This window comes from Pseudomonas morbosilactucae (assembly GCF_023241665.1).
GTDB lineage: Bacteria > Pseudomonadota > Gammaproteobacteria > Pseudomonadales > Pseudomonadaceae > Aquipseudomonas > Aquipseudomonas morbosilactucae.
In genome coordinates this window covers 164,824-186,858 of the sequence record NZ_JALQCX010000005.1, presented here as the reverse complement: position 1 = coordinate 186,858, position 22,035 = coordinate 164,824, and the positions used below count along the sequence as shown (strand labels likewise).

Here is a 22,035-nt window from a genome sequence, read left to right as displayed (position 1 = left end):
TAATGCGCGAAGCCCAACATCAGTCCTTCACTACCCATGACGGCGTCGAACTGTTCTATCGCCACTGGCCTGCGCCCGCGGCCGTGCCCGGCGAACCTCGCCAGGCCGTGCTGCTGTTCCACCGCGGCCATGAGCATTCGGGGCGTATCGCCCACCTGGTGGACGAGTTGGACCTGCCCCACTGCGACTTCTTTGCCTGGGACTCCCGGGGCCACGGCCAATCCCCCGGCGCCCGTGGCGATAGCCCGAGCTTCGCCACCAGCGTGCGTGACGTGCAGACCTTCTGCGATCACATCGGCACGGCCCATCAGATCGCCGAAGACAACCTGGCCGTGGTGGCCCAGAGCGTGGGCGCGGTGATCGTCTCCACTTGGGTCCACGACTACGCGCCACGCATCCGCTCCCTGGTGCTGGCCTCGCCGGCCTTCAAGGTGAAGCTCTACGTGCCTTTCGCCCGTCCGGGCCTGGCGCTGATGCGCAAGCTGCGCGGCAACTTCTTCGTCAACAGCTACGTCAAGGCGCGCTTTCTCAGCCATGACCCGGAGCGCGTGGCGTCCTACGACAGCGACCCGCTGATCACCAAGGCCATTTCGGTCAACGTGCTGTTGGGCCTGTATGAAGCTGCCGACCGCGTGGTGGCCGATGCCCAGGCGATCCAGGTGCCGACCCAGTTGCTGATTTCCGGCTCGGACTTCGTGGTGGAGCGCAAACCCCAGGAACAGTTCTTCGAACGCCTGGGAACCCTGCACAAGGAAAAACACATCCTCCCAGGCTTCTTCCACGACACCCTGGGCGAGAAGAATCGCGCCCCGGCCGTGGCCAGTGCCCGACGCTTTATCCTGCAGAACTTCGAGCGCCCGCAAAAGCGCCCTTCCCTGCTGCACGCCGACGTCCTGGGGGCCACCTGCGCCGAGTCCGAATCCCTGGCCGCACCACTGCCCCACAACTCCCCGCGTGACCTGTACTGGCGCATGACCCGCGCCAGCATGCGCCTGGGCAGCCAGTTGTCGGACGGGGTCAAGCTGGGTTTCGACACCGGTTTCGACTCCGGCAGCACCCTGGACTACGTCTACCGCAACCGCCCCAGCGGGCGCAGCGCCGTGGGCCGGATGATCGACCAGAACTACCTGAACTCCATCGGCTGGAAAGGCATCCGCCAGCGCAAGCTGCACGTCGAGGAGCTTCTGCGCCTGGCCATGCAACAGCTGCGCGAGCAGCAGAGCGAAGTGCGCATCGTCGACATCGCCGCCGGCCACGGCCGCTACATCCTCGAAGCCTTGCAAGGGGTCAGCCCGCTGCCGGAATCGATCCTGTTGCGCGACTACAGCGACATCAACGTGCGTGACGGCAGCGCACTGATCCAGGAAAAAGGCCTGGGTGACATCGCCCGCTTCGTCAAAGGCAACGCCTTCGACCGCGAAGACCTGGCCGCCCTGGACCCGAAACCCACCCTGGCGGTGGTCTCCGGCCTGTATGAACTGTTCGCTGACAACAGCATGGTCGGTGGCTCCCTGGCGGGCCTGGCCGAGGCGGTGGAACCCGGCGGTTACCTGGTCTACACCGGCCAGCCATGGCACCCGCAGCTGGAACTGATCGCCCGCGCCCTGACCAGCCACCGCGAAGGCCAGGCCTGGGTCATGCGCCGCCGCAGCCAGGTGGAGATGGACCAGTTGGTGGAGGCCGCAGGCTTCCGCAAAGTGACCATGCGCGTGGATGAGTGGGGGATCTTCAGCGTGTCCCTGGCGCAACGGGTGCAATGATGACCGGCAGGGTGTTGCCCACGCGCGAACCCGGCCTGTTGAAACCGGCGGTGCTCTGGCTGTTGCTGCTGGCACCGCTGTTTTTCAGCACCTACGGTTTTGCCACATGGTTCACCAGCCAGCGCGACGACGTTGGCACCCTGGTGTTCGACTGGGAGCGGCACATGCCGTTCTGGGCCTGGACCATCGTGCCGTACTGGTCCATCGACCTGCTCTACGGGCTGTCGCTGCTGCTGCCCAACACCCGGGACGAGCTCAAGCGCCACGCCTTGCGCCTGCTCACGGCGCAGCTGATTGCCGTCAGTTGTTTCCTGCTCTGGCCCCTGACCTTCACCTTCGAACGGCCGCCCCTGGAGGGCGTGTTCGGCTGGATGTTCGCGGTGCTGGCCGGCTTCGACAAACCCTTCAACCAGGCACCGTCCCTGCACATTGCCCTGCTGGTGGTGCTCTGGACCTGCTACGCGCGGCACACCCAGGGCCTGTGGCGGGTGCTGGTGCATGGCTGGTTCGCGTTGATCGGGGTGTCGGTGCTGACCACTTATCAACACCACTTCGTCGATGTGCCCACCGGCGCACTGGCCGGCTGGCTGTGCGTCTGGCTGTGGCCTCTGGACCGGCCAAGCCCGCTGTTCAGCGCACGGCTGGCCCAGGACCCGCAACGCCGACGCCTGGCCCTGCGCTACGCCCTGGGCGCGGCGCTGCTGGCCGCCCCGAGCTTCCTGGGCGGCACCTGGCTGTGGCTGATCTGGCCTGCCGTGGCCCTGCTGCTGGTGAGCCTGAACTACGCCCTGCTGGGCGCCACGGGCTTTCAAAAACGCCAGGACGGACGCCTGACCCCGGCCGCGCGCTGGCTGCTGGCGCCCTACCTGGCGGCGGCGTGGATCAACTCGCGGTTGTGGACAAAAAAACATCCACAGCCGGATCAGGTTGTGGATAACGTCTGGCTCGGTCGCCTGCCCACGGCCAACGAGCTGAAACATAGCCCGTTCCGTGCCGTGGTCGACCTCTGCGCCGAACTGTCCCTGGACAGCCAGGGCGTGGCGTATCGCTCAGTGCCGGTGTTGGACCTGACCGCCCCCAGCCGCGAACAGTGCCAGGCCGCCGCCGATGCCATCGAGGCGCTGCGCGGCCACGGCCCGCTGCTGGTGTGTTGCGCCCTGGGCTACTCGCGCAGCGCCACGGCCCTGGCCGCCTGGTTGTTATCCACAGGCCGCGCGGCCACGGTGGATGACGCCGTGGCGCAGATTCGGCGAGTGCGCCCGCAAATCGTCCTGCACCCGGCCCACCGCCAGGCCCTGGCAGGCTTATCCACAACCCGTGAGGCAGCCCATGCCCACTGACCTGCAACTGTTCAGCGTGGCCGCCCTGCTGCGGCGGGGTAAGGCCCTGGACCAGTTATCCACTGGCCTGACCCTGCTCGGCGCGCTGCTGGGCCTGGGCCAGTACCTACTGGGCAGCGTCAGCCTCTGGGGGCTGCTGCTCAGCGTGACGCTGCTGGTGCTTGGCCTGCTGGAAAAATACTTCGCCCTGCGGGTGGCCTTCGACGCCGAACTGTTCCAGGTGACAGCCGACTCAACGGCGCCTGTGGCAGAACGCGCCACGGCACTGGACCAGGCCCTGGCCGCCCTCGGCCTGCAGCCGGCGGCACGCGGCGGCCGCCCCTGGGAACCCCGGATTCAAGGTGCCCTGGCGTTGTTACGCCGCCAGGCACTGCTGCTCGCTGCACAACTCCTACTGACACTGGGCTTGATCCTGGCCAGCCCCTGGCTGACCTTCGCTGGATAAGGAATTCTCATGTTCGAACCCCTGGTCGCCAACCTGATCACCTCCGCCGCCCGCTCCATCACCGGGGCTCGCAGCCTGTGGCTTGGCTGTGAACCGCAACGGCGGCAACGCATCTACTTCGCCAACCACAGCAGCCACGGCGACTTTGTGCTGCTCTGGGCCTCGCTACCGCCGGCATTGCGCAAGCTGACCCGGCCCGTGGCCGGCGCCGATTACTGGCAGAAGAGCCCGCTGCGGCGCTACATCATCAACCGCGTGTTCAACGGCGTGCTGATCGACCGCGAGCGCAAGGAGCCTGTGGATAACCCCCTGCAGCCCATGCTCGACGCCCTGGAGAACGGCGACTCGCTGATTATCTTCCCCGAGGGCACGCGCAACCTGGAAGACGGCCTGTTGCCGTTCAAGAGCGGCATTTACCACTTGGCGAAAAGTTACCCACAGGCGGAACTGGTGCCGGTGTGGATCGCCAACCTCAACCGCGTCATGCCCAAGGGCCGTTTCCTGCCCCTGCCCCTGCTCTGCACCACCAGCTTCGGCGCCCCGCTGAACCTGGAAGAGGGTGAAAGCAAAGAGCAGTTCCTCGAACGCAGCCGCGACGCGCTGCTGGCCCTGGCCCCGGAGCATTCCTGACATGGATAAGCAAACCCTGATGTTGTTCGGCGGAATCGGCGCGATCCTGGTGCTGGCCTCGCTGATCGGATTCATCCTCAAGCTGAAAACCCGTGGCACCCCCAACAGCGTGATTGAAAACCTCAACGCGCGGATCAACGCCTGGTGGGTGATGGTGCTGGTGATCGGCATCGCTTTCTGGCTCGGCACCGGTGCGGTGATCCTGCTGTTCTACGCGGTGTCGTTCTATGCCCTGCGGGAATTCCTCACCCTGACGCCGACCCGACGCAGCGACTACCCGGCGCTGGTGGCCGCGTTCTACCTGGCCCTGCCCCTGCAATACCTGCTGATCTACTCGGACTGGTACGGGCTGTTCTCGATTTTCATTCCGGTCTATGTGTTCCTGCTGCTGCCGATCCTCGCCTCCCTGGGCGGCGACAGCACGCACTTCCTGGAGCGGGCGTCCAAAGTCCAGTGGGGCTTGATGATCGCGGTGTTCTGCGTGTCGTTCGTACCGGCCCTGCTGACCCTGGACATCGCCGGCTACGAAGGCCGCAACCTGCTGCTGATCGCCTACCTGGTGATCGTCGTGCAGCTCTCCGACGTGCTGCAGTACGTCTGTGGAAAACTCTTCGGCAAGCGCAAGATCGCGCCCAACCTGTCGCCGTCGAAAACCGTCGAAGGCTTCGTCGGCGGGATCTTCCTGGCGTCGCTGATCGGTGGTGCGCTGTGGTGGATCACCCCGTTCGCCATCTGGCAGTCGTTCCTGATCGCCCTGCTGATCAACCTGCTGGGCTTCGCCGGCGGCATCGTCATGTCGGCCATCAAGCGCGACCGCGGGGTCAAGGATTGGGGGCACATGATCGAAGGCCACGGCGGCATGCTCGACCGCCTGGATTCGGTGTGTTTCGCGGCGCCGATCTTCTTCCACCTGGTGCGCTACTGGTGGACCTGACACCCAGCCGCTAGCCCTTGCCGGCCAGCCGAGGCCTGCTCCCCGCAGGCGCCGGCTGGCCGACGATCCCTCCGCAACCACCGCTCCTTTCCCACACACCAGGCTTGACCGGTGTGGCTTGCGCAGAACATATTACGCTCGTAATATTTTCCACCACCTACCTTTACAGCCCGATTCCTGCGCAGGAGATCCGCCATGAGCAACTACGACGTCGTGATTCTGGGGGGCGGCCCCGGGGGTTATAACGCCGCCATCCGTGCCGGTCAGCTGGGCCTCAAGGCCGCCTGCGTCGAAGGCCGTGCGACCCTCGGCGGCACCTGCCTGAACGTTGGCTGCATGCCGTCCAAGGCCCTGCTGCATGCCTCAGAGCTTTACGCGGCGGCCATGGGTGCGGAGTTCGCCAACCTGGGGATCGAGGTCAAGCCGCAGCTCAACCTGGCGCAGATGATGAAGCAGAAGGACGACAGCGTGGCCGGCCTGACCAAGGGCATCGAGTTTCTGTTCCGCAAGAACAAGGTCGACTGGATCAAGGGCTGGGGCCATATCGACGGGCCCGGCCGGGTCTCCGTGACCGACAGCCAGGGCAGCAAGACCGAGCTGCACGCCAAGGACATCGTCATCGCCACCGGCTCGGAACCGACGCCGCTGCCCGGGGTGGAGATCGACAACCAACGAATTCTCGACTCCACCGGCGCCTTGTCCCTGACGGAAGTGCCCAAGCACCTGGTGGTGATTGGCGCCGGGGTCATCGGCCTGGAACTGGGCTCGGTCTGGCGCCGCCTGGGGGCGCAAGTGACGGTGATTGAATACCTGGAGCGCATTTGCCCGGGCACCGACGCCGAAGCCGGCAAGACCTTGCAGCGTTCCCTGGCCAAACAGGGCATCCAGTTCAAGCTCGGCACCAAGGTCACCCGCGCCTTGTCTTCAGGCCAGGGCGTGCAACTGCAGGTGGAGCCGGCGGCCGGTGGCGAAGCCGAACAGATAGAGGCGGACTACGTGTTGGTGGCCATTGGTCGGCGCCCCTACACCCAGGGCCTGGGGCTGGAAAATGTCGGTTTGAACACCGATCAGCGCGGCATGCTCGGCAACCGCCGGCATCGCACCGAGGCGCAAGGGGTCTGGGTGATCGGCGACGTCACGTCAGGCCCGATGCTCGCCCACAAAGCCGAAGACGAAGCCATGGCTTGCATCGAGCAGATCGTCGGCAAGGCTGGCGAGGTCAACTACAACCTGATCCCCAACGTCATCTACACCCAACCGGAGCTGGCCAGCGTCGGACAGACCGAAGAGCAGCTCAAGGCCGCCGGTCGCGCCTACAAAGTCGGCAAGTTTCCCTTCACCGCCAACAGCCGGGCCAAGATCAACCACGAGACCGAGGGCTTCGCCAAGGTCCTGGCCGATGCCCACAGCGACGAGATCCTCGGCGTGCACCTGGTGGGCCCGAGCGTCAGCGAGATGATTGGCGAATACTGCGTGGCCATGGAGTTTTCCGCCTCGGCCCAGGACATTGCCCTGACCTGCCATCCCCACCCGACGCGTTCCGAAGCTCTGCGCCAGGCGGCGATGAATGTGGAGGGCCTGGCCACCCAGATGTAAGGCCTAGGGCGCGACCCCGCGACCGCTGCGGCGACGCCACCACAAGGCGCCGCCGCCAGCCAGCAGCACCAGGGCGCCCCCGGCCAGCAGCGGGCCCTTGATCGGCGCCAGGGTCTGGCGCAGGTCACCAACAAACTGGGTCAGGTAACGCTTGTTGGCACCGGAGAAGTCCGGGTCTTCACACTCGTTGCCGAAGTTCTCAGCCCACTGCACAAAGGGCCCGTTCTCGACATAGCGCTGATAGGCCGCCGACTCGACGTCACTGCCCCGGGTCCAACGCGCCGCCTTGCACAGCACCGCAGCGAAGGCCTGGCTGGTGTGCGGCAGCAGGTCCGCCGCCCGGTTGGCCAGGGTGCCGGCCACATAACGGTAGTGGTAACGCACGTCGGGCTCGGCCCGGGTCGCTTGCTGGCGCTGCACTTCATCGGCACCGATCCAGGGCCCGGCCACCGGCTCGCTGATCTCCAGGCTGTAGCTGCCCGAAAGGCTGTGGTAATCCGGGCCCATCTCGTAGCCGAGGATTTCCATGCCTGAACGCCGCGCCAACAGGCCCGCCTGGTAATAACCTTCGGCCCGACGGCTCGGTAGCCAGGCAGACTCGGCCTGCTCCCGGTATTCGCCGTAAGCCTTGGCCGCAGCCTGCAACTCGGGGCTGGCGAAATAACCCGGGGCTTCGGCGTAACGCCCTTCGCGCAGCAAGCGACGCCCCAACAACTCACGCAATTGCGCCGCCACCGGCAAGGTCGAGTAATAGTCGTCGGCCTTGGGCGGCGTGTACGGCGGGGCCGGCACCTGCTCATCGACGAACTGCTTGAGCTCGTCCAGGCTCAGCACCCGCTCGGCCACCATGGCTGCGTCCTGCCAGTAAATGCCTTCGCTGCGGTACAGCAGTTGGAAGGCTTGCAGGTAGTCGCCACGGTCCAGGGCCAGCAGGGCGTTTTCGCCATCGACCCGGCAACCAGGCTTGAGGGTTTCGTAATAGCCCTCGCCATCCGTGCGCTCGCCCCACTGCTCGTCCCGGGGGAAGGCCTTGGACGCCTTGGCATAGGCCTCGGCAGCCGCCTGCTTGTCGCCGGCGCGGACCGCCAGCTTGGCCCGCAGCCACCAGGCCAGACCGCTGTCGCCGGCCTTTTCCAGCAGGCGCTGGGTGTTGGCGTAGTCGCCCATCTGATAATTCAGCGCCGCCAGGCGATCGGCATTGTCCAGGCTGGCCTGGGGGCTGTTGCTGAGCAGGCTGATGATTTTCTTGTTCGAGTCGGTGGTTTCACCGGAGCTGTTGTCCAGGTAACCGATCATCACCGCCGCCAACAACCGGGGCACCGCGCTGTGGCTCAGCAGGCCTTGCAACTGCTCATCGGGCAGGCTCGCCAACTCGGCCGCCAACTCCCGCAGGGAGCTGGTGCCGGTGTCGGAACCCAGGCGGCTCTGGCTGGCGTACAGCTCAATCGCCCGCTGCCAGTCGCCGTCCATTTTCACCAGCCGCGCTTCCTCGCCAAGGCTGGCAATGCCCAGGGCCAGCGGGTCGCTGAAGCCTTCAATGCTCAATTGCCGGGCTTGCTGGAAGGCTTGCCGGGCCTGGAGCAGGCTGGCCTGGCGGGCCGCGTCATCGAGTTCGCTGGCGTCCAGGCCCAAGGCGTACAACGAGCGCCCCAGGGAGTAGGCCGCCCAGGTGCTGCGCTGGGCGCGCTGGGCCGCTGGCAACGCCAGCACCTGGCGGAAATACTCCGCCGCCAGGGTGTAATCGCCGGCGTTGAAGGCCACGGCGCCAGCGGTGTAGAGATTGATTTCCCGAGGCAACGTGGCGCCCCGGCGCTCAGCCTCATGGGCGTCTCTGAGTTCGCGCAGTTGGACCAACAAGCCGGCCTGCTCCGGGCTCAGGCCTGCGTTCTCGGCCTTGGTCTTCTGGTAGCTCTGGCTGACCAAGGCATCGGTCAAGGGCTGCAGGCCGTCGATCGCCGGACCAAGGCGACTGGCCTCTAGGATGAAGCTGCCTTCCGGCAACTGCGCCAGGCTGTAGGCCCGGTCGCTGAGCAGGCGCATGGGGAAATACGGCCCGCACGCCAGGGCCGAGGTCAACGGCAGGCACAGGCTCAGGCACAGCAGATGCCGGGGTTTAGGGGCGAACATGGGAAGCTCCTTGATCAATTTTTGTACAGCGCGCCCAACCCACAGCCCGCTCACCGCCCGCGGCCAGGCGAGCGGGTTGCTGGCGGCTGAACAACAGCTGTGGGCCCTGCTGGCGCACCGTGTAACCGGCCACGGCATCGAAGCCGTCGCATTGGGCAACGGCCAGGGTCAGGTGTTCCGGCAAAGGGCTGTCGAGGTTGCCCTGGTTGCGCAGGCGGATATCGAAGAGCCCGTCCTGCTCGACCAGCGACAGGCCGAGCTGGCTGTCCAGGGCCTCGCCCCGGGCCACGGCCTTGAGGGTGGTCAGGCTCCAGGCCCGGCGATCGCCCTTGAGCGGCAGGCGAAACCAGATCAGCCCCGCCAAGTGTGGTGGCGGATCCTTGCGTAATTCCAGGGCCAGGGTTGCCAGTTGCCGGGGGTCAGCCATGAGCTCCTGACGTTCACCGGCCTGCTCGATGGCCACTTCGCTTTCCACCAGGGGCGCGCCTTCGGTGTTCGACAGCAAGGCCACGCCGTAGGCCGGCAAGGCCAGGTAGAAGGGTTTATCGGTGACCTTGCTCCAGGCCTGGGCCCACTGCCGGGCCTGGCCGGGTTCGAACAGCCCCAGGCGCGGGTCGCTCACCGCATGCACCTGCAGCACGCTGCTGTCCACCGTGGCCAGCAGCGCCGGCAGCTCACGGCTACCAAGCCAGGACGGCAAGGCGGTGATGCTCAGGGCCAGGGTGCTCGGCAGGCGGTTGCGCAACTGGGCCAGAAAGGCCTGGTAACCCGGCAGCCGGGCAACCCCCGCGTCATGGTCGATTTCCAGCCCGGCCAGGGTCAGGCCTTGGGCTTGCCAGTCGGCCAGCAGTAGCTGGATCTGCGTGTTGATCTGGTCCTGGTCCAGGGCCGGCAGTTGGCCGTCGAGGCGCACCACGGCGATCAGCGGGCGGCCGTCGGCCTTGAGCGACTGGGCATCGATCCGTGCCCGGCTCCACCCCGCCTTGGGAAAGGCCTGCAAGGCCAGGACGCGCAACGTGGAAAAGTCCTCGCGGCTGTGCGCCAGCGCCTCGCGATGGGCGTCTTTCCACTGGCGCTGCCAGACATACACCTGCTGATCCAGGGGCGGCGCGGCCCGCTGCTCACAGCCATTGAGCAGCAGCACGCCCAGCAGCAGCGCGGCGAAACGAATACCGGCTGAGGCTAATCGCGAGTGCGGCCCTTGGAGGCAAAAAACCCCTCGGCTCACGGCGTGCACCACGTGGCCACCTCCCGCGGATTGAACCCCGGGCAACGGGCGTCTTTGCCGATCAGCCGGTAGGGGGTTTCAGGGGCGTAGGAGAAATAGAAATAGTGCTGCCGGTCTTCACCGTACAGCCAGTAATTGCTGGAGCCCTGGTTGATCACCGTGGGCTCGAAGGTCCAGATCGACGACTCCGGCGGAATGAAATTGGAGCGCTCGACCAACAGCTGCCAGGCGTTGGACAGCACAGGGGTCAGGCCCCCCAACAGCACGACACCCAAGGCCGGGACAAGCATCCATGCACGCAACCATCGAGTGTTCATCAGGCCCCATTCACCGGACTTGCAGTTTTATTCTGAAAAAAAACCGTGCTCGTGCGTCTATAGCCCAAGCCGCGGTTTTCTGGAGGGCAAATGGTACCGGATAAAGCGATCGCCCAAGCAACATTGGATCTGTACCTCGACATCTTGCAGCGGGCCGACCAGCACCTGGCAGACACCCTGCCGCACCTCGACGACGGGCAGGCCAGGGCCTATAAGCTGGCGACGGGCAAGGTGATGGGCGAGATCATCGAGGCTTTTCTCAACCCGCTCATCCGGCAGCACCCCGAACTCAAGCCCGAGCAACTGGATTGACATGGAGAACGCCGTTCAGCGCACGCCGGAACGACTCAATTGATAATGCTTATCAATCAAAGTAAAGTCGCGAACCGCTGCCCATTGGCTCCATTTTCAGAGCGTTCATTCATTTCATGGCCGAGCCAGGTACCAAGCTGGAAATCTACCTCGCCAACCGCAAGGCGTTGGTGGACTACGCCGCGCCGATCGTAGGCGGGCGCGCACAAGCCGAGGACGTGGTCCAGGATGCCTGGTTGCGTTTCGACGGCCGCGACGCCAGCCCGATCCAGCAGCCGGTGGCGTACCTGTATCGGATCGTGCGTAACCTGGCCGTGGACCTGACCCGGCGCCTGCACACCGACAAATACCAGGCGGATGGCGCCGAGTTGCTGGCCACCCTGCCCGCCGACACCCCATCCCCCGAACACCAGCTGTACCATCAGGATGAACTGCGACAATTGGAATCGGCCATGGCCCAGTTGCCTGAACGCACACGGATCGCCTTCGAGATGCACCGCCTGGGTGGCTGCACCCTGCAGCAGGTGGCCAATCACCTGGGCATTTCCATCGGCCTGGTCCATCAACTGGTGCGCACCGCCCTCACCCATTGCGCCGAACAACTGGGCGAAGACGATGACTGATGCGACACTGGCGCCCCCCGACACCACGGACCGCACTGTGCCAATGAAGGCTCCCCTCGCCCAGGACCCCGTCTGGAATACCGCCCTGGACTGGCTTGAACGGGTGCAACAACGCCCGCAGGACAACGCCCTGCTGGCCGCCTGCCAAGCCTGGCAGGCCGAATCCCCGGCCCACGCCAAAGCCTGGCGCAAGGCCGAACGCATCTGGCGCCTCAGTGGCGAACTGCCGCCGCAGTTCAGCGAACAGTGGTCGGCCGACAGACTGCGACCCCACAACCCATGGTGCTCAGCCCGCCGGCCAAGCCCCGGGCCAACCGCCGCCGACGCACTTGGGTCGGTGCCGCCCTGGCCGCGAGCCTGGTGCTGGCGGTGTTGCCCACCACCACCCAATGGCGCGCGGACTACAGCAGCCAAGTCGGTGAAATTCGCCAGGTCCAGCTCAGCGACGGCAGCCTGGTGACCCTCGGCAGCGACAGCGCCCTGGCCGATCACTTCGATGGCGGCGCCCGCAATGTCGAGCTGCTGCGTGGCGAAGCGTATTTCGAGGTGCGCCCGGACCCGGCCCGGCCCTTTACCGTCAAGGCCGGCAGCGCAGCAGTGCGGGTCACCGGCACCGCCTTCGATGTGCGCCTCGACGACCACCGCACCCAGGTGGCGGTGACCCATGGTTCGGTCAAGCTCAGCGACCAGCGCTTGCATGCCCCGGAACTGGACACTGCGCTGCGCGCCGGCGACCAGGTGCGCCTGGACTACACGGCCGCCACCTTGCAACGCAGCCGCCTGCAAGCCAGCCAGGTGGCCAGTTGGCGCCAGCAGCAACTGATCGCCAACGACCTGAGCATCGGCGAGTTGGTGGAACAGCTGCGGCGCTATCACCGTGGCCTGATCCTGCTACCGGACAGCTCCCTGGCCGGGGAAACCGTCACCGGCGTCTACGACCTGCGCGACCCCCAGGCCGCGTTGCGCGCCATCGTCCAGGCCCACGGCGGCCAGCTCAAGGTGACCAGCGCCTACCTGTGGATTGTTTCGCGCCCCTAAGCCTCTAGGGCCTCACGCCAAACCACCCTGAACGGCGAGGGCCAAGCCTCGCCGTGACACCTCTCGAACCGCTCTACCGGGCCATCTGAGCGGCGTCTTCCCCTTACAAACGCCCCTTCCCTCTGCGAACTCCGAGCCGGGCAGAAAATTATTTTGCCTATTTTCTGAAAATTTCCTGAAGCACTGCGTCATTTGCCTACGACGCATTTGAGATGCGTTCTCATTCTGTTTTGCGTGCGCATTTTTGCGGTGCTCTGGGGAGTAGTTTCGGATGACCATTGCCAAGCCGGCGTCTTTGAATTCGCCGTCTGATTCCACCTTGTTCAGCCGTATCAGCCTGCAACTGGGGGCCGTCGGCCTGGCCGGCGTGTTGTTGAGTACCTCGCTGCAAGCGGCCGAAACCAGCGCCGTGGTCCCGGTCAGCCAGCGCCTGGAACAACGCTTCACGTTCGACATCCCGGCCCAGCCCCTGGCTGGCGCGCTGATCGCTTTCGGCCAGCAGGCCGGGATCCAGATCAGCACCGACAGCGCCCTGCTGCGCAACCGTGAATCCCTTGGCGCCCACGGCCAGCTCTCAGCCCAGAGCGCGCTGATCGACCTGCTGCACGGCAGCGGCGTGCGCTGGCGCCTGAACCCGGCGGCCGACACCCTGACCCTGGAAGAAATCCCCGAGACCGAGGCCAGCCGCCAAAGCACCAGCGAGGTCATGGTCACGGAAAACATCGTGGTCCTCGGCACCCCACCCGAGGCCAGCTACATGGGCCAGACGGTGATCGACCGCAAGGCCATCGAAGCCTTCCCCGGGGCCAACGGTGACATCACCACGCTGCTGCAGATGCACCCCAGCGTGAAGTTCAGCGCCGATCAGAAAAGCTCCAACACCGCCGGGGAAATCGACCCGGCGGACATCAGCATCAACGGCGCCAAGTACTACCAGAACAACTTCATGATCGACGGGATCAGCATCAACAACGACCTGGACCCCGGCAGCCATACCTGGAACGACTACAACAGCCAGGAAGGCCTGCCCAGTCGTTCCCACGGCATTGCCCTGGATGCCGACCAGCTGGAATCGGTAAAGGTCTACGACAGCAACGTGCCGGCTGAATTCGGGGGGTTCAACGGTGGCGTGGTAGACGCCATCACCCGCCGCCCCACCGAAGACCTGCACGGCAAGGTGTCCATGAGCATGACCCGCTCGGCCTGGACCAACTTCCATATCGCCGATGATCAACGCACCGCCTTCGAGCAATCGACCAACTCGCAGAACCAGCCAAACTTCGAGAAGTTCACCTACAAGGCCACGGTCGAAGGCCATCTCACCGAAAATTTCGGCTTGATGGCCAACTTCTCGCGCAAGACCTCGCTGATCCCGTTGAACGCCTATGACAATGGGTTCAACAGTGCGGCCGACTCAGAAAAGCGCGATCAAAAAAGGCAGATCGACAACTTCGTGCTCAAGGCGTTCTGGAACCCCAACGAGCGCCTGGAAACCCGCATAAGCCTGATGCACGCGCCCCAGGAAGGTCAGTATTACCGCGACAACGCACGCGACTCCGGCATGCAGATCCATCAAGGCGGCTACCAGGGTTCGTTCCAGGCCATCTGGCTCGGCGACCAGGCCACCTATACCCACAAGCTGGCCTATACCAACCTGGAAAGCTCACGTGCGTCCGACGCCAACGTTTACAAGACGTGGCGCTGGTCTCAGGACAAGAACTGGGGCAACCCGACCCGTAACGGCGCACTCAGTGCGGCCGCCACCAGTAACGAAGGGGGCATGGGCGACCTGAACCAGACTCAGGTCGGAGGCACCTACAGCCTCAAGGCCGACTGGCTGCCAGTCACCACCTTTGGCATCACCCACAAGCTGCAGACCGGGCTGGAGCTGTCCCAGCAGACCGCTACCTACGAACGTCCCGAAGATGCCTGGACCGCCACCACCGTAGTGAGCACCAACTACACCGGCACCCAGACCTGTAACACCGTCGGTGGCGGCCTGGACTCGGAGTACTGCTCGATCAGTACTAACGCCGTGGGGACGCCGGTTCGCCAGTACCTGCGCATGCTCAACTACTACCGCGAGGGAAGCATTGAGCTGACGGAGCGCAAGTACGCCCTGTTCGCTCAGGACGAGATCCAGCTGGGCAAGCTGACCCTGCGCCCGGGCCTGCGTTTTGACGGCGACGACTACATGGACAAAAAGACCCTGGCGCCGCGCTTCTCTGCCGAGTACGACGTGTTTGCCGACCGCTCCACGGTGCTGACCGGCGGCCTCAACCGTTACTACGGGCGCAACCTGTTCATCTATCGCCTGGCCGATGGCCGAGAGTCCCTGCGCTGGCGCCGTAGCCGCGCGGTTTCGGGTGCCACCAACATTCCCGTGTTCGGTGATTGGGTGAACTACGGCGTCGACGAAAACTCGTTCCGCCAATTGGACATCCCCTACGACGACGAAGTGATGCTGGGCATTAGCCAGCGCTTTCTCGACACCACCTTCGACCTCAAGTACATCCATCGCGAAGGCCGCGACCAGGTGGTGCGTTCCCGGGCACGCAACCTCGACCTGGCCGATGGCGACGGCAGCGGCACCGTCGCCAACTACTACACCTACTCCAACCTGGGCCGCAGCGAGAGCGACAACATCACCCTGACCATCAGCCCCGACTGGCGCCTGACCGGTCTGGGGACCACGACCTCGATGCAGGCAGCCTTCGACTGGAACCGCACCCGCAGCACCCACTCCGACTACCAGGACACCCTGTCGGCCACGGAAGTGGATGACACCGATGTGCTTTACGACGGCAAGGTCACCGCCTACAGCGACCTGCCATCCGGGGATTTCAACCGCCCCTGGACCGCCCGCCTGACCACCATCACCGAGGTCCCAGCGCTGCACCTGACCTGGAGCAACTTCTTCCGCTACCGCGGCGCCTACAAGCAGATCGTCAACACCGGCGACACCACCATCCTGCCCACCAACGGTTACCTCACCGAATACGACGTCTACGAAGCCGCCACGGTGAAAGCCGCGCCGACCTGGGACACCCGGCTCTACTGGGAACTGCCCACCGCCGACGAACAGGCCATGTTCGTCGCCGTGGACGTGACCAACGTCATGGACAAGGTCTCGCCCATCGTCAGCTACAGCGGCAGCACCAGTTATGAAATCGGCCGCCAGTACTGGCTGGAGGTCGGCTACCGCTTCTGACCCGACGCCTTTGCAGAGCTGACAACCATAAGTCAGCCCCAACCCTTTGTGTGATTAGCCCGAGACCCTTATGTCCAAGAACCTCTTCACCGGCCTGCTCGGCCTGCTGTTGCTGACGGCGTGCGCCTCGCACACGCCGCGCACTTCCTTCCAGTGGGACGACCGCCTGCAACGCGGCACCCTGGCCAACGGCTTCGAATACTGGTTGCTGGCCGATCCGGCGGTCAAGGGCCGGGTAGACATGCGCCTGCTGGTGCAGGCCGGTTCAGTGGATGAGAGCCCGGAGCAGATTGGCAACGCCCACTTGCTGGAACACATGGCCTTCTATCAACGCGGCCAGTTGCCCGGCACGGTGCGCCAGACCTTGCTCGGTGCCGGTTGGAAACAGGGGATGAATTTCAACGCGGTGACCAGCAACGACCGCACCCAGTACTTGCTCAGCCCCGCCGCCGGCAACCAGCAACTGGAGCTGAGCCTGCAAGTGCTGGCGACCATCGCCGGCCCGGCGGATTTCAACGCCGCCGACCTGGCCCGGGAACGGCCCATCGTGCTCGAAGAGTGGCGCGGCGGCCTGGGTGTGGCGCAACGCATGAACGAGCAGCGCCGTGACGCCCAGCGCGCCGGCTCGCGTTACGTCGGCCACCCGCCCATCGGCAGCCAGCAAGGCATCGAGAACGCCCAACTGGAGAGCCTCAAGCGCTTCCATCAGGACTGGTACCAGGCCAGCAACATGCGCCTGATCATCGTCGGCGACGTCGACCCCAAAGCCCTGGCCCAGCGCATCGAACACTGGTTCGGCTCGCTTCCGGCCACCCGCTCGCCAGCCCGGGACTACCTTGACCTGCCCCTCGATCGGCAATTGAAGATCATCCAGTTGCAAGACAGCCAGAGCGGCGGCAGCAACGTGGCGCTGATGTTCCGCTTCCAGGAGCCGGACGCCCGCGGCCAGGACGCGGCCGCCGCCCGGGAGCGCCTGATCGCACGCCTGACCCTGGGCCTGGTCCAACAACAGCTGGGCCGCCAGGCTCGCCAGGAGCACTCTGCGGTGCGCAGCCTGACGGTGCAGAAACACCAGATCGGCCAGCAGTCCACGGTCCTCGCCATTGGCGCCGGGGTCGGCGCCAGCGGCCACGAGCAAGGCCTGCAACGGCTGCTGGAAGAGATCGCCCGCCTGCGCCAGCACGGTTTCAACCCCCAGCACTTGCAGGAACAGAAGGACAGCCTGCGCGGCATCGCCCAGCGCATGCTGGACAAGGGCGATGACCGCGACTTTGCCGACTGGGTACGGCGCCTGAACGACGCCTCCCTGCAGCAGCACCAAGTGCTGCGCCCGAGCACCATCGCCCGCAACACCCTGGAGTTGCTGGACAGCATCCAGGTGGAAGACCTCAACCAACACTTTATCCGCTGGACCGACCAGCAGGACCGCGTCCTGCAATACCAGGCACCGGGCCTGACGCCGGTGCAATTGCCGAGCCGGGAACACGTCGAGGCGTCCATCCAGCACTGGCAGCAACAGGACCTGGCGGTGGCCCTGCCGATCATCAAGCAAAACGCCGACCTGCCCACCTTGAGCCCTGCACCCAACAGCGGCCAGGTCGTCGCCACCCAGCGCTTCGACGCCGAGCAGGTGGAGCACTGGCAACTGAGCAACGGCGACCGCCTGGTCTGGCTCAAGCGCCCGGGCGCCGACGGCAAGGCCCAGTTGCGCATCGACTCGGGGGCCGGCTACCTGGCCCAGGGCCTGATCCCCTGGCAGGCCCAGGCCGCCGCCCAACTGGTGGGCCAAAGCACCCCGCCGGGCTGGAGCGAAGCCCAACTGACCCGCTGGCGCAGCACCCACGGCGTGCAATTGAGCCTGGACAGCCAGGCCCAGCGCCTGACCTTCAGCGGCCAGAGCGCCGTGGAGCAACTGCCGCAACTGCTGGGCCTGTACCGCAGTTGGCAGAGCCAGGCCAGCATCAGCCAGGAAGCCGTGGAAGAGAGCCTCAACAGCCTGGCCGATAGCCTGGCGCGGCAGACCGACAGCATCAGCAGCCGCCAGGGCCAGGCCTTGAGCGAGCTGCGTTTTGCCCCGCAGCCGAGCATCACCCCAACGCCGGAGCAACTGACCCAGGTCAGCAGCGAAGACCTGCTCGAACAGTGGCAACGCATAAGCCGCAGCCCAGTGACCTACTACGTGATGGCGGACCTGGATGCCGAGCGCCTGCGGGCTTGGGTCAGCCAGGAACTGGCAGGCATCCCGCGCGGGCCGGCACTCTCGGCGCCTCTGACCCAGGCCCTGCCCGGCCCCCGCCAGCAAACCCTGGCCATCGCCCTGGAACCCCGGGCCAGCCTGACCAGCTTCAGCTTCAGCCAGCACCCCTGGAGCCCGGCCGATGCCGCCGGGGTCTCACTGCTCGGCAAGCTGCTGGCGGAAGACCTCAAGGCCCAACTGCGCAGTGAAGCCAGTGGCGTCTACAAGCTGAGCTTCGAGACGGAACTGAGCCAGGACCAGCAGCGCATCGAAAGCCGCCTGGCATTCACCACCGACCCACGGCGCCAGGATGAACTCTGGCAGTTGGCGCGCAAGGTCTTCGCCGAACTGCCCCAGCGCCTGGATGAGCAACGTATCGCGCCCCTGCGCAAAGCCTTCGAGAGCCAGGAAAAACTGCGCCGCGACGACCCGCAGACCCAGCTGCATCGCCTGATCCTCAGTGAGCGTGCCTACGCCGACCCGCGTTACCTGAGCCAGCAACAGCACCTGCCCCAGGCCCTGCAACTGCCGGCCCTCAAAGCCCTGGCCAAGGTCGTGTGGAACCCCGCCAACCTGCGCCAGCAACGCCTGCTGCCGGCCCCTGAGGCGCAACCATGAACACCCTGCGCACCTTTATCCAGCTGGCCTCGCCGTTCTGGCGCAGTCGTCGGCAGTGGGTGGCCTGGCTGCTGCTGGCCAGCGTGCTGGGCATGGGCTTGCTGATTGTGCAGATCAACGTCTGGATCAACAGCTGGAGCAAGACCTTCTACGACACCCTCGGCGAGTTCAACACCGACGCCCTGTATCGCCTGATGGGCCAGTACGTGATGTACCTCGCGCTGTTCGTGCTGATCGCGGTGTACAAGGACTGGCTGCACAAGGCCCTGGTGCTGCGCTGGCGCCAGAGCATGACCGAGCAGATGATCGGCCGCTGGCTCGACGACCACGCCTTCTACCGCATGGGCCACAGTGGCGAGCCGGACAACCCCGACCAGCGCATCGCCGAGGACATCAGGCTGCTGGTGGTCAGCAGCCTCAACCTGCTGGTGTCCTTTATCAGCAACTTCGCCCAGGCCGGGGCCTTTCTCGGCATCCTCTGGCAGCTCTCGGGCACCCAGACCTTCAGCCTCTGGGGCTACAGCCTGACCCTGGACGGTTACCTGGTGTGGATCGCCGTGCTCTACACCCTGATCGGCACCGGCGTGACCCACTGGATCGGCAACCCCCTGCACCGCCTGAGCTACGAAGAACAGCACCGCGAGGCCAACCTGCGGGCCGACCTGCTGCGCAAGCGCGACAACGCCGAGCAGATCGCCCTGTACCGCGGCGAAGCCCTGGAAGAGCGCCAGCTCAAGGCGCGCTTCGAGCGTATCGCCGAGAACTGGCGGGCCCTGATGAACCGCGAGCGCGACCTGAACTTCTTCGTGGTCAGCTATGACCGGCTGAGCCTGATCATCCCGGTGTTCGCCGCCTTGCCGGCGTTCCTCGCCAAGACCATCACCCTGGGCGGCCTGATGCAGATCCGCAGCGCCTTTGGTGCGGTGCAAAAATCCCTCAGTTGGTTCATCAGCGCCTACCGCCTGATCATGGACTGGAGCGCCACGGTGGAACGCCTGGGCCAGTTCAAGAAAGCCCTGGACCAGGCCCACCAGCAGCGCCCGCACCCGGTCAGCGGCGACACCCTGGAACTGCGCGGGGCGTCGGTGTTGTTGCCGGACCAGCAGGTGCTGCTCAAGGACATCGACCTGCGCCTGGACGCCGGGCAATGGCTGCGTCTGGCCGGGCCCAGCGGCCTGGGCAAGTCCACCCTGCTGCGCACCCTGGGCGGGGTCTGGCCGTTCCATCGCGGGCACTGGCAGTTGCCACCGGGTACCAGCCTGCTGTTGCCGCAAAAGGCCTACATCGCCAGCGGTCGCCTGGATCGATTGCTGGCCTACCCGGCCCTGGATGTGCCTGAGCAGCCCGCGCTGGAACAGGCCCTGGACGATGTCGGCCTGGGCTGGCTCAAAGACAAGCTGCAACGGGACGCCGAATGGGCCCGTGAACTGTCCGGCGGCGAACAACAGCGCCTGGCCTTTGCCCGGGCCCTGCTGTATTGCCCGGACACCCTGTACCTGGACGAGGCCACCAGCCAACTGGACGAACATTCGGCCCAGCACATGCTCAACCTGATCCGCCACCGCCTACCGGCGTGCCGGGTGATCGGCATCAGCCACCAGCCCGGGGTGCAGCACCTGTTCGAACACACCCTGGCGCTGCACGCGCACCAGGCGAATGCCACAACACCGCCGCCACAGTTGCAGCCAGCCTGAGTTGAAGAGCGAAACAAAAAGGGCCTGTCGATCACTCGACAGGCCCTTTTGCTTTAACGGTGCAGAGGTTTAAGGCTGCGGCGCCGGTTCCACGTCGGTGAACGTCAAGCCCTGGCTACCGCTGATTTGCCAGGGGTTGTCGCTGCCATGCTGGGTGAAGGTGATGTGGTTGAAGCTGGAGTCTTTCAGGCCGTCGATCTTGGCCTTGGCCGGGCCGATAAAGCGTACGCGCTGGAAGTCCAGGCCCTGGTGGTAGGCACCGTGGGCGCTGTCACCCTTGACCTCGATGGCCGACACTTTGGCGCTTTCCACTGTCACGTCGCTGACCCGGATGTCCCGGAACTGGCCGGGTACGGTGGAGCGCTGGTAGTCGAGTTTGGCGTTGGGGTCGTTGTAGTCGAGGGTGAAGATGAACGCTTGCTTGACGGTGTTGCGGATCGCCGAGTCGCGGAAGGTGACGTTACGCGCGCCGCCATCCATGAAGTTGGTGCTCTTCATGCGCAGGCCGGCGTCGGTGCCGTCGGAAACGTTGTCTTCCGCCAGGATGTTCTGGATCCAGGCGCCAGTGTGGCTGCCGGCGACGACCATACCGTGGCCCTTACGGAAGAAGTTGTTGAAGATCCACGCGTCTTCCTGGGGCTTCTGTTTCACCGCTTCGGCGCCGGTGCCGGCGGCGAAGTTGACGCAGTCATCCCCGGTATCGAAGAAGTTGTTGAAGACCATCGCGCCCTTACTGTTGGCGAATTCGATGCCATCGCCGTTGTTGGCGTCGTAGGTCTTGTGGGTGGTGTTGGCCATGACCACGTTTTCGGTTTCCAGGTTCATGATCCCGTGGTACGCCGGGTTGAGCACAGTGAAGCCTCCGTAGAACACATTCTTCACGTCACGCAGGGTGATCAGCGAGGAGCGCATCTGGCCGTAGGCGTCCTTGACGTTCACCCCGCGGGCCACGGCTTGCTCGACCTGGGCCTTGGCCAGGATGCCGTCCTGCATGTAGCGGGTGTTGTCGCTGGGCAGGTAGAACGGCAGCGAGCGGCCCAGTTCATCCTTGACGTCGGCCTGGCGTTTCCAGCCGTTGCCGTCGATGGTGCCCTTGCCGACGATGCGGATGTTCTCGAATTTCTGGTGTTGTTTCGGGTCGCGCGGCAAGGCGTTGATCAGCGAGGCCGGGCGCACGGTGGTCGAGTACGGGTACTGGATGTAGCCCGCCAGCGGGTAGTCCTCGGCACGCTCGGAGCCGAGCAGGGTCGCGCCCTCGGCGATTTCCAGGGTCATGTTGCTCTTGAGGTAGAGCGAGCCGCTTTTGTACGTGCCCTTGGGCAGCAGCACTTTGCAGCCGGCGGTGCAGGCGTCGATGGCGTTCTGGATCGCCACGGTATCGAGGCTGCTGCCATCGCCCTTGGCGCCGTACTTCTTCACATCGAACAACGCCGGGACCTTGGTGGTGCGTTGCACCACCACCGGGCTGTCGGCGGACTCCTTGCCGTTGCCGTCCACCGAACGCACGGTGAAGCGGTACTCGGTGTCCGGCTTGAGGCCTTGGGCGGTGTAGCTGTGGATGCCGATGCGGTAGTGGAAGTTGGCCTTGTCCTGCTCGTAGAAATGATTGATGTAGGGCTTGGCCGGCGACACGGCGTCGTTGTTGCCATTGGCGCTGCCCAGCAGGGTGCCGTTGACGTAGACCCGATAATCCTTGATCGCGGCGTGGTCGGCGGGTTTTTCCCAGACCAGGATGATCTGCTGATCATCGAAGGCCAGGGTCGGCACCTGCACCTTGGTCGGGGCTTCCAGGGCCCACAACGGCAGGCTGCAGCCCAAGGCCAGGGCAGCCACCACTGAACGGGCCAAGGGGTGTTTAGGCAGAGCGACATCAGGGTTTTGATACGGCATCTTGTTTTCCTTGTTTTTGCCAGTCATCACGCCGGG

Annotated in this window: 16 protein-coding genes and 1 pseudogene; 13 read left to right on the top strand and 4 right to left on the bottom strand. The window is 65.2% G+C overall.

All coding sequences use genetic code 11. From position 1 onward, the window contains the following. Window positions 1-2: 2 nt before the first annotated feature. From M1B35_RS02825 to lpdA, 6 genes are all read left to right on the top strand, one after another. A complete protein-coding gene (locus M1B35_RS02825; RefSeq protein WP_268261162.1) occupies window positions 3-1,760 on the top strand; it encodes a bifunctional alpha/beta hydrolase/class I SAM-dependent methyltransferase in 1,758 nt (585 codons plus the stop codon). Beyond that, a complete protein-coding gene (locus tag M1B35_RS02820; RefSeq protein WP_268261161.1) occupies window positions 1,760-3,100 on the top strand; it encodes a phosphatase PAP2/dual specificity phosphatase family protein in 1,341 nt (446 codons plus the stop codon). The genes M1B35_RS02825 and M1B35_RS02820 overlap by 1 nt, the downstream gene beginning before the upstream one ends. Next, window positions 3,090-3,545, top strand: coding sequence for a hypothetical protein (locus M1B35_RS02815; protein WP_268261160.1), 456 nt, complete (start codon window positions 3,090-3,092; stop codon window positions 3,543-3,545). Before M1B35_RS02820 ends, M1B35_RS02815 begins: the two co-directional genes overlap by 11 nt. Before the next feature lie 9 nt (window positions 3,546-3,554). Next, entirely contained in the window at window positions 3,555-4,175 is a 621-nt protein-coding gene (locus M1B35_RS02810) for a lysophospholipid acyltransferase family protein (RefSeq protein ID WP_123327955.1), read from the top strand. 1 nt (window position 4,176) lies between these two features. Beyond that, complete coding sequence (locus M1B35_RS02805; protein ID WP_123327956.1) at window positions 4,177-5,109, top strand: phosphatidate cytidylyltransferase; 933 nt, start codon at window positions 4,177-4,179, stop codon at window positions 5,107-5,109. 195 nt (window positions 5,110-5,304) lie between these two features. Beyond that, a complete protein-coding gene (gene lpdA / locus M1B35_RS02800) occupies window positions 5,305-6,705 on the top strand; it encodes a dihydrolipoyl dehydrogenase (protein WP_268261159.1) in 1,401 nt (466 codons plus the stop codon). Window positions 6,706-6,708: 3 nt separating this feature from the next. Here lpdA and M1B35_RS02795 read toward each other — a convergent pair whose 3' ends face one another. From M1B35_RS02795 to M1B35_RS02785, 3 genes are read right to left on the bottom strand one after another with little or no spacing between them, the layout of a single operon-like run. Continuing rightward, complete coding sequence (locus M1B35_RS02795; protein ID WP_268261158.1) at window positions 6,709-8,832, bottom strand: hypothetical protein; 2,124 nt, start codon at window positions 8,830-8,832, stop codon at window positions 6,709-6,711. Further along, window positions 8,819-10,003 carry a DUF3142 domain-containing protein gene (locus M1B35_RS02790; protein WP_268261216.1) on the bottom strand — a complete coding sequence of 395 codons (1,185 nt, stop codon included), beginning with the start codon at window positions 10,001-10,003 and terminating at the stop codon, window positions 8,819-8,821. Before M1B35_RS02790 ends, M1B35_RS02795 begins: the two co-directional genes overlap by 14 nt. A 53-nt stretch (window positions 10,004-10,056) precedes the next feature. Further along, a complete protein-coding gene (locus tag M1B35_RS02785; protein WP_268261157.1) occupies window positions 10,057-10,377 on the bottom strand; it encodes a hypothetical protein in 321 nt (106 codons plus the stop codon). Between the two features lie 90 nt (window positions 10,378-10,467). Between M1B35_RS02785 and M1B35_RS02780 the strand changes: the two genes are divergently transcribed. From M1B35_RS02780 to M1B35_RS02755, 7 genes and pseudogenes are all read left to right on the top strand, one after another. After that, on the top strand, window positions 10,468-10,689 hold the full coding sequence (locus tag M1B35_RS02780) for a hypothetical protein (protein ID WP_268261156.1): 222 nt from the start codon (window positions 10,468-10,470) through the stop codon (window positions 10,687-10,689). Between the two features lie 116 nt (window positions 10,690-10,805). Further along, the gene (locus M1B35_RS02775; protein WP_268261155.1) at window positions 10,806-11,312 is read left to right on the top strand and encodes a sigma-70 family RNA polymerase sigma factor; all 507 of its coding nucleotides are present in this window, start codon (window positions 10,806-10,808) and stop codon (window positions 11,310-11,312) included. Next, window positions 11,305-11,505: pseudogene (locus tag M1B35_RS32095) on the top strand (FecR/PupR family sigma factor regulator); the annotation flags it as partial. The gene M1B35_RS02775 and the pseudogene M1B35_RS32095, both read left to right, overlap by 8 nt. A gap of 86 nt (window positions 11,506-11,591) precedes the next feature. Further along, a complete protein-coding gene (locus tag M1B35_RS02770; RefSeq protein WP_268261154.1) occupies window positions 11,592-12,350 on the top strand; it encodes a FecR family protein in 759 nt (252 codons plus the stop codon). Window positions 12,351-12,621: 271 nt separating this feature from the next. Then, window positions 12,622-15,561, top strand: coding sequence for a TonB-dependent receptor plug domain-containing protein (locus tag M1B35_RS02765; RefSeq protein WP_268261153.1), 2,940 nt, complete (start codon window positions 12,622-12,624; stop codon window positions 15,559-15,561). 70 nt (window positions 15,562-15,631) lie between these two features. Then, the gene (locus M1B35_RS02760) at window positions 15,632-18,415 is read left to right on the top strand and encodes a M16 family metallopeptidase (RefSeq protein WP_268261152.1); all 2,784 of its coding nucleotides are present in this window, start codon (window positions 15,632-15,634) and stop codon (window positions 18,413-18,415) included. Further along, window positions 18,412-20,109 carry an ABC transporter ATP-binding protein/permease gene (locus M1B35_RS02755; RefSeq protein ID WP_268261151.1) on the top strand — a complete coding sequence of 566 codons (1,698 nt, stop codon included), beginning with the start codon at window positions 18,412-18,414 and terminating at the stop codon, window positions 20,107-20,109. The genes M1B35_RS02760 and M1B35_RS02755 overlap by 4 nt, the downstream gene beginning before the upstream one ends. A 69-nt stretch (window positions 20,110-20,178) precedes the next feature. Here the strand turns inward: M1B35_RS02755 and M1B35_RS02750 are convergent, their stop codons facing one another. Next, window positions 20,179-21,999, bottom strand: coding sequence for a glycoside hydrolase family 28 protein (locus tag M1B35_RS02750; RefSeq protein WP_268261150.1), 1,821 nt, complete (start codon window positions 21,997-21,999; stop codon window positions 20,179-20,181). Between the last annotated feature and the right edge of the window lie 36 nt (window positions 22,000-22,035).

Coding starts and splice junctions, on each gene's coding strand:
- M1B35_RS02750 (WP_268261150.1), bottom strand. CDS start 21,999: ATGCCGTATCAAAACCCTGATGTCGCTCTGCCTAAACACCCCTTGGCC.
- M1B35_RS02765 (WP_268261153.1), top strand. CDS start 12,622: ATGACCATTGCCAAGCCGGCGTCTTTGAATTCGCCGTCTGATTCCACC.
- M1B35_RS02780 (WP_268261156.1), top strand. CDS start 10,468: ATGGTACCGGATAAAGCGATCGCCCAAGCAACATTGGATCTGTACCTC.
- M1B35_RS02825 (WP_268261162.1), top strand. CDS start 3: ATGCGCGAAGCCCAACATCAGTCCTTCACTACCCATGACGGCGTCGAA.
- M1B35_RS02815 (WP_268261160.1), top strand. CDS start 3,090: ATGCCCACTGACCTGCAACTGTTCAGCGTGGCCGCCCTGCTGCGGCGG.
- M1B35_RS02785 (WP_268261157.1), bottom strand. CDS start 10,377: ATGAACACTCGATGGTTGCGTGCATGGATGCTTGTCCCGGCCTTGGGT.
- lpdA (WP_268261159.1), top strand. CDS start 5,305: ATGAGCAACTACGACGTCGTGATTCTGGGGGGCGGCCCCGGGGGTTAT.
- M1B35_RS02795 (WP_268261158.1), bottom strand. CDS start 8,832: ATGTTCGCCCCTAAACCCCGGCATCTGCTGTGCCTGAGCCTGTGCCTG.
- M1B35_RS02755 (WP_268261151.1), top strand. CDS start 18,412: ATGAACACCCTGCGCACCTTTATCCAGCTGGCCTCGCCGTTCTGGCGC.
- M1B35_RS02820 (WP_268261161.1), top strand. CDS start 1,760: ATGACCGGCAGGGTGTTGCCCACGCGCGAACCCGGCCTGTTGAAACCG.
- M1B35_RS02810 (WP_123327955.1), top strand. CDS start 3,555: ATGTTCGAACCCCTGGTCGCCAACCTGATCACCTCCGCCGCCCGCTCC.
- M1B35_RS02805 (WP_123327956.1), top strand. CDS start 4,177: ATGGATAAGCAAACCCTGATGTTGTTCGGCGGAATCGGCGCGATCCTG.
- M1B35_RS02775 (WP_268261155.1), top strand. CDS start 10,806: ATGGCCGAGCCAGGTACCAAGCTGGAAATCTACCTCGCCAACCGCAAG.
- M1B35_RS02770 (WP_268261154.1), top strand. CDS start 11,592: ATGGTGCTCAGCCCGCCGGCCAAGCCCCGGGCCAACCGCCGCCGACGC.
- M1B35_RS02760 (WP_268261152.1), top strand. CDS start 15,632: ATGTCCAAGAACCTCTTCACCGGCCTGCTCGGCCTGCTGTTGCTGACG.